Origin of the sequence: Streptomyces sp. NPDC058457 (genome assembly GCF_042720695.1) — a bacterium.
Lineage (GTDB): Bacteria > Actinomycetota > Actinomycetes > Streptomycetales > Streptomycetaceae > Streptomyces.
Genome location: NZ_JBHXLU010000163.1, coordinates 1 through 10,469, shown reverse-complemented (window position 1 = coordinate 10,469; position 10,469 = coordinate 1). Strand labels below are relative to the sequence as shown.

11 protein-coding genes are annotated in these 10,469 nt (G+C 70.6%); 1 reads left to right on the top strand and 10 read right to left on the bottom strand.

The window, feature by feature from the left end; translation table 11 throughout:
• Window positions 1–14 precede the first annotated feature (14 nt).
• The 10 genes from ACFWPS_RS53225 to ACFWPS_RS53180 all read right to left on the bottom strand — a co-directional run bounded on the left by ACFWPS_RS53225 (window position 15) and on the right by ACFWPS_RS53180 (window position 9,442).
• Window positions 15–578 (bottom strand): flavin reductase family protein, encoded by a 564-nt coding sequence (locus tag ACFWPS_RS53225; RefSeq protein ID WP_383721665.1) that lies wholly within the window; start codon window positions 576–578, stop codon window positions 15–17.
• Window positions 579–611: 33 nt separating this feature from the next.
• A complete protein-coding gene (locus ACFWPS_RS53220) occupies window positions 612–1,793 on the bottom strand; it encodes a hydroxylase (protein ID WP_383721663.1) in 1,182 nt (393 codons plus the stop codon).
• Window positions 1,783–2,670: an alpha/beta fold hydrolase gene (locus tag ACFWPS_RS53215; RefSeq protein ID WP_383721661.1), complete on the bottom strand. Its 888-nt coding sequence runs from the start codon at window positions 2,668–2,670 to the stop codon at window positions 1,783–1,785. The genes ACFWPS_RS53220 and ACFWPS_RS53215 overlap by 11 nt, the downstream gene beginning before the upstream one ends.
• A gap of 165 nt (window positions 2,671–2,835) precedes the next feature.
• Complete coding sequence (dmpG, locus tag ACFWPS_RS53210) at window positions 2,836–3,846, bottom strand: 4-hydroxy-2-oxovalerate aldolase (RefSeq protein WP_383721659.1); 1,011 nt, start codon at window positions 3,844–3,846, stop codon at window positions 2,836–2,838.
• Window positions 3,843–4,784 (bottom strand): acetaldehyde dehydrogenase (acetylating), encoded by a 942-nt coding sequence (locus ACFWPS_RS53205; protein WP_383721657.1) that lies wholly within the window; start codon window positions 4,782–4,784, stop codon window positions 3,843–3,845. The genes dmpG and ACFWPS_RS53205 overlap by 4 nt, the downstream gene beginning before the upstream one ends.
• Window positions 4,784–5,584, bottom strand: coding sequence for a 2-keto-4-pentenoate hydratase (locus ACFWPS_RS53200; protein WP_383721655.1), 801 nt, complete (start codon window positions 5,582–5,584; stop codon window positions 4,784–4,786). The genes ACFWPS_RS53205 and ACFWPS_RS53200 overlap by 1 nt, the downstream gene beginning before the upstream one ends.
• Window positions 5,585–5,710: 126 nt before the next feature.
• Entirely contained in the window at window positions 5,711–6,541 is an 831-nt protein-coding gene (locus ACFWPS_RS53195; RefSeq protein ID WP_383721653.1) for an IclR family transcriptional regulator, read from the bottom strand.
• A 182-nt stretch (window positions 6,542–6,723) separates the two neighbouring features.
• Window positions 6,724–7,494, bottom strand: a complete 771-nt coding sequence (locus tag ACFWPS_RS53190; protein WP_383721651.1) for an SDR family NAD(P)-dependent oxidoreductase — start codon at window positions 7,492–7,494, stop codon at window positions 6,724–6,726.
• 9 nt (window positions 7,495–7,503) lie between these two features.
• Window positions 7,504–8,295 (bottom strand): SDR family NAD(P)-dependent oxidoreductase, encoded by a 792-nt coding sequence (locus ACFWPS_RS53185; protein ID WP_383721648.1) that lies wholly within the window; start codon window positions 8,293–8,295, stop codon window positions 7,504–7,506.
• Window positions 8,296–8,422: 127 nt separating this feature from the next.
• Window positions 8,423–9,442 carry a GDSL-type esterase/lipase family protein gene (locus ACFWPS_RS53180; RefSeq protein ID WP_383721646.1) on the bottom strand — a complete coding sequence of 340 codons (1,020 nt, stop codon included), beginning with the start codon at window positions 9,440–9,442 and terminating at the stop codon, window positions 8,423–8,425.
• A gap of 167 nt (window positions 9,443–9,609) precedes the next feature.
• Here ACFWPS_RS53180 and ACFWPS_RS53175 point away from each other — a divergent pair, with 167 nt between their 5' ends.
• On the top strand, window positions 9,610–10,389 hold the full coding sequence (locus ACFWPS_RS53175; protein ID WP_383721644.1) for an SDR family NAD(P)-dependent oxidoreductase: 780 nt from the start codon (window positions 9,610–9,612) through the stop codon (window positions 10,387–10,389).
• Window positions 10,390–10,469 lie beyond the last annotated feature (80 nt).

Sequence of the window (10,469 nt, the reverse complement as noted above, 5' to 3'; positions counted from 1 at the left end):
TCGCGGGACCGCCGCTACCAGCCGACGAGCCGGTCCAGGACCAGCGAAGTGGTGGAGAAGTAGTCGCCGTAGCCGCCGCGGAAGAACAGCAGCGGTGTCTTGGCCGACTCGGCGCGCAGGGCATGGACCCGCCCCACGGCCAGACAGTGGTCGCCGATCTCGACGACCTCCGCGAGCTCGCAGTCGATCCAGGCGACCACGCCGTCGAGCACGGGGTTTCCCAACGGCGAGAGCCGCCAGGGAACGCCGTCGAAGCGGTCGGCGCTCCTGGTCGCCATCGACCGGCACAGGACCTCCTGGTCGGCCGCCAGTGCGTTGACGCAGAACCGCCCGGCCGCCCGGATCCTGGGGAACGTCCCGGAGGAGCGGTCCGCCAGAAAGGCAACCAGGGGCGGATCGAGGGAGACCGAGGTGAACGATCCGACGATCATCCCCTCGGGCCGACTTCCGGGAATTCCCGCCGTGATGGCCACCACGCTCGTGGGGAAGTTCCCCAGCACCTGGCGGAAGTGGCCCTTGTCGTGCGGGGAGTCCGGCACACCGGGGGAAGAGGCGTTCGTTCCGCTCTCACTCTGCATGTGTTCTCTCCTCCTCGCCCACGGCGCCGGAATTCAGATCAGCACCCGCAGCTGCGGAGGCAGTTCAAGACCCATCTGGGCCAGGGAGTTGGCGTGGTAGGCCGCACCCGGCACATGGATCATGTGGGCCAGGCCGACATGCGCGTCCCGCCAGTAGCGCTGCAGCGGGTTGTCCCGCCGGATGACGTTGCCCCCGGACCTCGCGAAGATCTCGTCGAGGGCCGACACCGCCCGCCAGGCGCAGCGCACCTGGTTGCGCCGGACCCTGGAGCGCTCCTCGACGGAGACCGGCTCTCCGGCCGCGACCCGGTCGTACACCCGGCTGATCCCGTCGATCAGCTGCACACGGGAGGCGGCGATCTCCGAGGCGGCCTCGCCCGCCGAGTAGAGCACGTACGGGTCGTCGCGCACCTGCACCCCGGTCACCGCGACCCGGTCGCGCTGCTGGGCCAGGTGGACGTCGAGGGCTCCCTCGCAGATGCCGATGACGGCCGAGGTGATCCCGAGCGGGAACATGGAGGTGAACGGCAGCCGGTAGAGGGCTTCGGTGACCCCGTTTCCCTCCGCCGCCTCTCCGGCCGACACCTCGTCCTGGTTGACGGTCCGGTAGGCGGGGATGAACGCGCCGTCGACGACGACGTCCTTGCTGCCGGTGCCGGACAGTCCGATGACGTCCCAGGTGTCGTCGACGATCTCGTACGACGACCTGGGCAGGATCACGTGCAGGACGCTCGGCGGTGAGGCCGGCCTGCCCTTGCCGTCCCCGACGAGCGCGCCGAGGAACACCCAGTCGCAGTGGTCGGTCCCCGACGAGAAGGGCCAGCGCCCGGAGAGGACGTAGCCGTCGTCCACCGGCTCGGCGATCCCGTTCGGCATGTAGGGGGAGGCGATCCAGGTGTCCTGGTTCTCGCCCCAGATCTCCTGGGCGACCCGCGGGTCCATCTGGGCGACTTCCCAGGGGTGGACCCCCACGACCCCGCACACCCAGCCGGCGGCACCGTCGTGCCGGGCCACGGCCATGACGGCTTCGGCGAAGTCGCGGGGGTGGGCCGCGTAGCCGCCGAACTTGGTCGGCTGGAGCAGGCGCAGCACTCCGGCGGAGCGCAGGAGACCGACGGTCTCGCCGCTCAGCTTGCCCAACTTCTCGTTTTCGACGGCCAGTTCGGCCAGCTTGGGACCGTACTGCTCGACTCTCTCGACGACTTCATGCGCCATGCCCGGCACCTTCCACTTCCGATGTCTTCCGGGTGAGGAACTCCAGCACCACTCGTTCGAACTCGGTCTTGCGCTCCACCTGCACCCAGTGCCCGCAGCGGGCGAAGGTGTGCAACTCGACCTCCGGCAGCCACCGGGTGGCGAAGTGCGCCTGGTCGTAGGGGAGCATCCGGTCGTCCCGCCCCCACAGCAGCAGGGTCGGAGTGGTGAAGGCCGCCGCCTTGGTCCACAGGGGCGTGTACTTCTGCCGCAGTGCGGGATGGAACATCGACCCGATGATCTTCCGGGTCTTGTCTATGACGCCTTCCTCCAGGGCGTTGTGCATCCGCTCGTCGATGAGTTCGTCGGTGATCCTGCTGTGGTCGCTGACCATGGTCCTGACCCAGGCGATCATGCGCTCCCGGGTGGGGTCGTCGAGGAACTCGAAGAGCCGTACGAAACCCTCGCTCGGCTCGGCGGCGAACAGTCCTACGGAGAGTCCGCCCGATCCCATGAGAGCCAGTCGGCGGACCCGTTCGGGATACAGGGCGGCGAGCTCCGCCGCGACCGCGCCGCCCATGGAATTGCCGACGAACACCGCGGACTCGATGCCCAGTTCGTCCATGAGGCCGGCGATCCGGCGCGCGGCGGCCACCGGATAGACCTCGGTGAGTTCCGGCAGGTCGCTGCCGCCGAACCCCGGGAGGTCGGGCGCGATCGTGCGGAAGTGTTCGGCGAAGACAGGCAGGTTGTAGCGGAAGTTCGACCAGGCGCTGACGCCGGGGCCGGACCCGTGCAGCAGGAACAGCGGCTCGCCCTCACCGGCCTCGTGGCAGGCGAAGGTGAGTCCGTCCACGTCGTGGGTGACCCTGGTCGACTCGAAGGTGAGTGCGGTCATCGTCCGACACCTCTGGCTTCTGCTCGTACTCCAGCTCGGGACGTTTCCATTCCAATGCCTCCCAGTCCGGGTCGATGCGGCGACGGCCCGGAATACGGCTCGATGTGGTGGTCCGACCCGGGGTCCTGGACATCGGCCGGGTCGGGAAGGCCGGCGTCCGGGACGTCAGGACTTCTGGGTCTGGAGGGTCAGTGCGATGTCGATGAGCATGTCCTCCTGCCCACCGACGAGTTGGCGGCGACCCGCCTCGACGAGGATCTCCCGGGTGTCGACGCCGTACAGCCGCGCCGCGTTCTCGGCGTGGCGCAGAAAGCTGCCGTACACGCCGGTGTAGCCGATGGTGAGGGTCTCCCGGTCCACCCGGACGGGGCGGTCCTGGAGCGGCCGGACGAGATCGTCGGCGGCGTCCTCCAGCGTGAAGAGGTCGCAACCGGTCTTCCAGCCCTTGAGGTTGGCGACCGCCACGAACGGCTCGATGGGGTTGTTGCCCGCGGCCGCGCCCTGTCCGGCCAGCGACGCGTCGACGCGGTAGGCGCCCTCCTCCACGGCGGCCAGGGAGTTGGCGACGCCGAGCGAGAGGTTCTCGTGGGCGTGGATGCCGATCTGGGTGTCGTCGTCGAGGACCTCACGGTAGGCCCTGACCCGGTCGCGGACGTCCTCCGAGGTGAGCCGGCCGGCGGAGTCGGTGATGTAGACGCAGTGCGCGCCGTAGGACTCCATCAGCTTGGCCTGCCGGGTGAGTTCGGCCGGCGGGAGCATGTGGCTCATCATCAGGAACCCGGAGACGTCCATGCCGAGTTCGCGGGCTTCGGCGATGTGCTGGGCCGCCACGTCCGCCTCGGTGCAGTGGGTGGCGACCCGCACCGAACGCACGCCCAGGTCGAAGGCCTTGCGGAGTTCGGTGACGGTGCCGACGCCGGGCAGCAGCAGGGTCGTGATGACCGCGCGGGGGGCGTTGGCGACGGCGGCCTCGATCCACTCCCAGTCGGTGTGGCTGCCGGGTCCGTAGTTGAGGCTGGCGCCGGCCAGGCCGTCGCCGTGGCTGACCTCGATCGCCGCCACTCCGGCCCGGTCGAGGGCGGCGACGATCCGGCCGACCTGCTCGGGCTCGATGCGGTGCCGGATGGCGTGCATGCCGTCGCGCAGGGTCACGTCCTGGACGTAGATCTCGGTCATCGGGCCACCAGTTCCGCCTGCTCGACGATCCGCTCGGCGACGCGCAGCGCGGCGGACGTCATGATGTCGAGGTTGCCCGCGTAGGCGGGCAGGTAGTGCGCGGCTCCCTCGACCTCCAGGAACACCGACACCTTGGTGTCGACCGGGCCGGCCGTCTCGGGCAGCAGGGTCGCGGCCTCGGTCCGCTCGATCGGGGTGAACTGCACGTCCTGCACCAGACGGTAGCCCGGCACATAGGTGGCGACCTCGGCCACCATCTCCTCGACGGACCGGCGGATCTGGTCGTGGTCGGCCTGGCCGACCAGGCAGAACACGGTGTCCCGCATGATCAGCGGCGGTTCGGCCGGGTTGAGGATGATGATCGCCTTGCCGCGGCGGGCGCGGCCCACCGTCTCGATGGCGTGGGCGGTGGTCTCGGTGAACTCGTCGATGTTGGCCCGGGTGCCAGGACCGGCGGAACGCGAGGCGACGGACGCGACGATCTCCGCGTACGGCACCTCGGTCACCCGGGACACGGCGGCCACGATCGGGATGGTGGCCTGACCGCCGCACGTCACCATGTTGATGTTCGGGGCGTCGAGGTGTTCGCCGAGGTTGACCGCAGGGATCACGAAGGGGCCGAGCGCCGCCGGTGTCAGGTCCACCAGCCGCCGTCCGGACCCTTCCAGTGCCCGCGCGTTGGCGACGTGGGCGGCGGCGCTGGTGGCGTCGAGCACGATCCGGACCCGCTCGAACTCCGGCATGCGGAGCAGGCCCTCGACCCCCTCCGCGGTCGTCGCCACGCCGAGGCGGGCGGCGCGGGCCAGACCGTCCGACTCGGGGTCGATCCCCACCATGGCGAGTGCCTCAAGGTTCTTCGAGGTACGTTTGATCTTGATCAGCAGGTCGGTTCCGATGTTCCCCGACCCGATGATCGCGACTCCCACCCTGTCCGTCATCACTCTCCCTTTTCCTCCGAGAAGCGGGCGGTGATGGTGCCGAGCGGCTCGATCGTCACCTCGAAGACGTCCCCGGGGAGCACCGGGACCATCGGCCCGAGCGCCCCGGAGAGCACCAGGTCCCCCGCGCGCAGCGGCGAACCGAACTCGATCGCGGTCGCGGCGAGCCAGCCGAGGGCGTTGAGCGGGTCTCCGAGACAGTCGCGCCCGGTGCCGCCGGAGACGGTCTCGCCGTCGCGCCGCATCGTCATGACCGTGTCGAGCGGATCGAAGGTGTCCAGCGACCGTCCCTGACCGCCCAGCACGAAGACCCCGGACGAGGCGTTGTCGGCCACCGTGTCCGTGATGCCGATCTTCCAGTCGGCGATACGGCTGTCGACGATCTCCACGGCGGGGTAGGCCGCTGCCACGGCCTCCCGCAGCACGGACAGGTCGCGGGTGTCGGTGAGGTCGCGGCCCAGCAGGAACGCGACCTCGGCCTCGGCCTTGGGCTGCAACAGCCTGCCGTAGGGCACCACGTCGCCGTCGGCGTAGCGCATGTCGTCGAAGAGGACGCCGAAGTCGGGCCGGTCGACGCCCACCTGCGACTGCACCGCCGCGGAGGTCAGTCCGATCTTCCGCCCGATCAGCCGGGCGCCGGCGGCCAGCCTGCGTTCGGTGACGGTCTGCTGCACCCGGTAGGCGGTCGCGATGTCGGTCCCGCCGATGAGGTCGGTGACCGGCCCGCAGGCCCGCCCGGTGGCACTCGCCCGCTCCAGCCGGGTGGCCGCCGCGAGCACGGCTTCCGTCCCGGCCGTCATGAGTGTCCTCCGCGGGCGGCGGTCCACCGGCACCGCGGTGTGCGTGGCCGACGGATCGCGGCCGGGGCGGACGCCGGGGCCGGTCGTCGCGGGTTCGCGGTCATCACCGCTTCGTCCATCACGCCCTCATCGTCCGGCGTCGGCCACGCCTGCGGACGCCATGTGCCCGCTGAGCGGGACAGAAGTGATCAGCGGGCGCGGGCGCGGCCGTGGCGTGGAGGTGGCCGTCAGACGGCGGGAGATCTCGGCGGCGATCCACTTCACGTGGAACTTCAGTTCGTCGACACGGATGCGCTCCTGCGGGCCGCACACCGAGATGCCGGCGACCGCCTGGTTCATGACGAGAACAGGTGCGGCCACGCAGGACACCCCGGAGACGGACTCGCCGGTCTCCGTGGCGTATCCGGTGCTGCGGATCCGCGCGAGGACGGCTTCCAGGGCCTGGGGCGTGGTGATGCTGGCCTCCGTACGGCGGCCCAGATCGCTCCAGAGGTACTCGTCCACCACCTCCTTGGGCGAGTGGGCGAGGATCGCCTTGCCCACCGCGGTGCAGTGGGCCGGGAAACGGCCCCCTATCCTGGACGGGAGGGTGCTGGCGAAGTTCCCGCCGACCTTTTCCAGGTAGACGACGTCCTGCCGGTCGAGTACCGCCAGGTGCACCACGTGTCCGGTGGCCGTGCACAGTTCCTGCAACAGGGGCCTGGCGACCTCGTTCATCCGGGTGCGGTGCACGACCAGGCTGCCGATCTCGAACATGCGCAGTCCCAGCCGGTACTCGTTGTCGTACCTGCTCAGCAGGCGGGCGTTGACGAGCTGCTGGAGGATCCGGTGCACGGAGGAGCGCGGGAGACCACTGCGGGCGCTGATCTGCCCCAGGTTGAGCGGTCCGGTGGACCGCTCGAAGACACCCAGGATCATGACGACCCTGTCGACCATACTGGACGGGGATTCGGACACGGTGACCTCCTGAGCATCCCTGGACGGCGCCCTGGTCGGCACCGGGCGTCGTCCAACGGGTCCCTCATGGGGAAAGACTTCATCGGCTCTGCATCGTCAGATCACTTCGGATCACTGCGGACTCCCGGCGGAGCCCGCCCTTGGTCGGAGCGGCTCGTCCCGGCCGGTCGGCCGGGCCTTGTTCAGACGGGTAACTCCCGGTAGGGGCCGGCGAGATGACCGCCGTCGGCGGTGAACTGGGACCCGGTGCAGTACGACGCCTCGTCCGAGGCGAGGAAGAGGGCCAGGGCCGCGACCTCCTCGGACCGGCCCATCCGGGCCAGGGGCTGCCGCCCCACGGTGCGGGCCAGCCTCGCGGACCGGGCCTCGCCGATCGAGCGGACCAGAGGTGTGTCGACGACCCCCGGGTGCAGGGAGTTGACCCGGATCCCGAGCGGGCCCAGATCGATCGCCATCGACCGGGTGAGTCCGGTCAGTGCGTGCTTCGACGCGACATAGCTCGCCATCGAGCCGATGCCGGTCAGCCCGTCGATCGAGGACACGTTGACGATCGAGGCGCCACGGCCCTTCCGCAGCAGGGGCAGCAGGGCGCGGATACCGTAGAAGGCGCCGTGGACGTTGACGTCGAAGAGCCGCAGGTGGTCCTCGACGTCGAGCTCGTCCACCCGGCCCAGCCGTGCGGGCGCGATCCCCGCGTTGTTGACCAGGACGTCCAGCCGCCCGAACCGCTTGCGCACGGTGTCGGCGGCGGCGCTCCAGTCCGCGACGGAGGTGACGTCGAGGTGGAGGTAGCAGCCCGCCACCGAACGTGCGGTCGCCGCACCGCGATCGTCCAGTACGTCGCTGACGATGACCTCGGCGCCCTCCCGCGCGAACAGAGCGGCCTCGCAGGCGCCTTGGCCGCGCGCGGCTCCGGTGATGAGTGCCACCTTGCCGTGCAGTCTTCCTGTCATGATCGCCCCTCAGGCCATGGACGCGCCGCCGTTGACGCGGATCACGTGTCCGGTGACGCAGCGGCTCGCGTCCGACGCCAGATAGAGCACGGCGTACGCGGAGTCGATGGCTTCGGCCACCGTTCCCAGCGGAGCGGCCGCGGCCATCCTGCTCGCGAGTCGGTCGAAGCCGCTCTGCTGGAACTCGCCCGCGTCGTCCACGTGTCGCTGCCGGGTGATGCCGGTGTCCGTCCAGCCGGGGGCGACGCCGTTGACCCGGATGCCCCGGGGTCCCAGTTCGACGGCGAAGGTCCGGGTCAGCGCCTCGCCGCCCTTCTTGGCGGCGGCGTAGGAGCCGGTGCCGGCGGTGGCGAAGTCGATGATCGTGGAGAGTGTGTTGACGATGCTCGACCCCGGCCGCATCACCCGCGCCGCAGCCTGGCTGCCGTAGAGAACACTCTTCAGGTTGACCGACAGCACGCGGTCGAACTCGTCCGGCGGGACCTCGGCGAGCGGACGGCGGATCATGATGCCCGCGTTGTTGACGAGGACGTCCAGCCGTCCGAGTCCGGAGACGGCCTCGTCGACCAACGCACCCATGGCGGCCGGGTCCGCCACGTCCACCCGGCGGGCCACGGCCTCCCCGCCTTCCTCCTTGATGCCGGCCGCGGTCTCCTCGGCGCCCGCCAGGTCCAGATCGGCGACGACGACCCGGGCGCCGGCCGCGGCGAGGACACCCGCGCTCGCCCGCCCGATGCCGCTCCCGGCGCCGGTGACCACGGCCACCTTTCCGGTCAGGCGGAACACGTTCGACGGGTCCATCTCACTCCTCCCCACCGTGGTACGGCGGTGCTGCGCTGGTGCGGTCAGTGGTGAACGGCCTGCGGGCGCGGTGTCCGCGCCGGTGATGGCGGTGGGTCCGTCCACCGGTTCGGCGAAGCCTGGCTCGTCATGGCGCACCGGCCCCTGCGTGTGCCGCGTTCCGCCCGAACCCGGCGGCGATGTACGGGGTGACGCCCTCGGCGAGGCCGCGGTGTCCCGCGTCCCCTGGATGAATGCCGTCCACGAGGCATTCGGACGGCACCAGGTGCAACCCCGGTACGAGGGTCACCCGGTCGTCACCTCTCGCCTCGACGAACCGGCGCACCGCCTCTTCCAGAGCGGCACGGAGATCGGCGAGGCTCGCGCCGAACCGGTTGGGGACGTGCTCGGCGTCCGGACGGACGATCGGGCTCACCACCACGACCGGCACCTCGGGCAGGCCTTCGCGCACGGCGGTGAGGTAGAGCCGCATCGTCTCCGCGATCTGGGCGGTGCTGGTCGGCAGGGACGAGTAGGCGTTGGTCCCCCAGGCCAGGGTCACGGCCTCCGCCCCGGAGGCGGCCAGCACGTCGGCGGTCAGTAGTTCGCCGCGCGCCGCCCCCGCGAGGCCGAGGTTGACCAGGTCGAGTCCGAGGATGTCGGCGACCTGTGAGGGCCACGCCAGGCCGGGCTCCGTGACCGACCAGCCCTGCGTGATGGAGTCGCCGTAGACCACCCAGAGGGGGCCTCGCGAAACGGGTTCCGGGCGGTGGTCGCCCGCGAGGCCGACCACCGTCACCTCCGTCGACTCGGGCAGGTACACCCGCACCACGCGGTCCCGGTCCCGCTCCGGCAGTCGCACGCGCACCGTTCCGCCCCGGGAGGGCAACGGCACCACGCGAGAGGGGCTCCCCGACACTCGTACGACGAATCCCTCGGGGACGGTGGGGGCAGGCACGGTGGTCCGCTCCCCCACCTCCACCGTCAGCTCGACCGTCGACACCGGTCCGGTGAAGGCGAGATGGACCCCGGCCGGCACGCGGGCGGCCCGCACGGTATCGGCCGGCAGCTTCGCGTGGCCCGCGGACGGCAGTCGTGAGCCACCGTCGACCCAGGACAGTCCCGGCAGCACACCTCGGAGAAAGCGTTCCGGCTGCACCTGGATCATTCGGGAATCACCTCTCCGTCGGCGGCTTGAACACTTCTCGCTTATTCATCTAACTTCTTTAACGGATATGGCTATATTAACGAGGTGGCTCCGCCGGGCGTCAAGGAACGTGTCACCACCTTCTGCGGCGCCTTGCGGACCGGCCCCTCGGCAGAGAGGGAGGCACGATGGGCATCACCGAACTCACGCCCGAATACCGCGGCCTGATCGAGCTCAAGGGCAGGCATGTCCTCGTACTCGGCGGGGGGCTGGGCATCGGCCGGCAGACCTGTCTCGCCGCGGCGAACGTCGGCGCCAGGGTGTCCGTGGTCGACAGGGACCCCGAGCGTGCCGCGGCGGTCGCCGACGAGGTCGACGGCCTGGCCCTCACCGGTGACGCCACCGACCGCGCGGATGTGGAGCGGCTGGTCGCCGAGGCCGTCGCACGCTTCGGTCCGCTGCACGGGCTGGCGGACATCGTCGGCATCTCCGACAACGGCCCGCTGGACGAGGTGACCGACGAACTCTGGCAGCGAGGACTCGATCTGAACCTCCGTCATGTCCTCCTCGCCCTTCAGGTCGGCGCGAGGGCCATGACCGAGGGTGGATCGATGGTGTTCGTCGGTTCCGTCTCGGGTCTGCGGTCCGCTCCCCACCACGCCGTGTACGGTGCGGCGAAGGCGGGCCTCGTCAACCTGGTCAGTACGGCGTCCCTCGAACTCGGACCGGACATCCGGGTGAACGTCGTGGCCCCCGGTCAGACGGCGACCCCTCGCGTGGCCGAGCGGCACCCCGAGCCCGACTACTACGACCGGGCCGCCGGACAGGTGCCGTTGGGGCGGGTGGGCAGGACGAGCGACATCGCGTCGGCCATCCTGTTCTTCCTGACGGACCTCTCGGCCTGGATCACGGGTCAGACCCTGGTGGTCGACGGCGGCGCGGGCCGGAGGTTCGCCTACAACCTCTGACCCGTCCACGGACGGGCCGGGGGGGGCCGCGGGGGTCGCGGTGGCCCCCCGGGCCCCCCGCGGGGGGGGGGGAGGGGGAC

Bases quoted from the DNA above. Each gene is read 5' to 3' on its own strand.
- ACFWPS_RS53225 (WP_383721665.1), bottom strand. From the start codon at position 578: ATGCAGAGTGAGAGCGGAACGAACGCCTCTTCCCCCGGTGTGCCGGAC.
- ACFWPS_RS53220 (WP_383721663.1), bottom strand. From the start codon at position 1,793: ATGGCGCATGAAGTCGTCGAGAGAGTCGAGCAGTACGGTCCCAAGCTG.
- ACFWPS_RS53215 (WP_383721661.1), bottom strand. From the start codon at position 2,670: ATGACCGCACTCACCTTCGAGTCGACCAGGGTCACCCACGACGTGGAC.
- dmpG (WP_383721659.1), bottom strand. From the start codon at position 3,846: ATGACCGAGATCTACGTCCAGGACGTGACCCTGCGCGACGGCATGCAC.
- ACFWPS_RS53205 (WP_383721657.1), bottom strand. From the start codon at position 4,784: ATGACGGACAGGGTGGGAGTCGCGATCATCGGGTCGGGGAACATCGGA.
- ACFWPS_RS53200 (WP_383721655.1), bottom strand. From the start codon at position 5,584: ATGACGGCCGGGACGGAAGCCGTGCTCGCGGCGGCCACCCGGCTGGAG.
- ACFWPS_RS53190 (WP_383721651.1), bottom strand. From the start codon at position 7,494: ATGACAGGAAGACTGCACGGCAAGGTGGCACTCATCACCGGAGCCGCG.
- ACFWPS_RS53185 (WP_383721648.1), bottom strand. From the start codon at position 8,295: ATGGACCCGTCGAACGTGTTCCGCCTGACCGGAAAGGTGGCCGTGGTC.
- ACFWPS_RS53180 (WP_383721646.1), bottom strand. From the start codon at position 9,442: ATGATCCAGGTGCAGCCGGAACGCTTTCTCCGAGGTGTGCTGCCGGGA.
- ACFWPS_RS53175 (WP_383721644.1), top strand. From the start codon at position 9,610: ATGGGCATCACCGAACTCACGCCCGAATACCGCGGCCTGATCGAGCTC.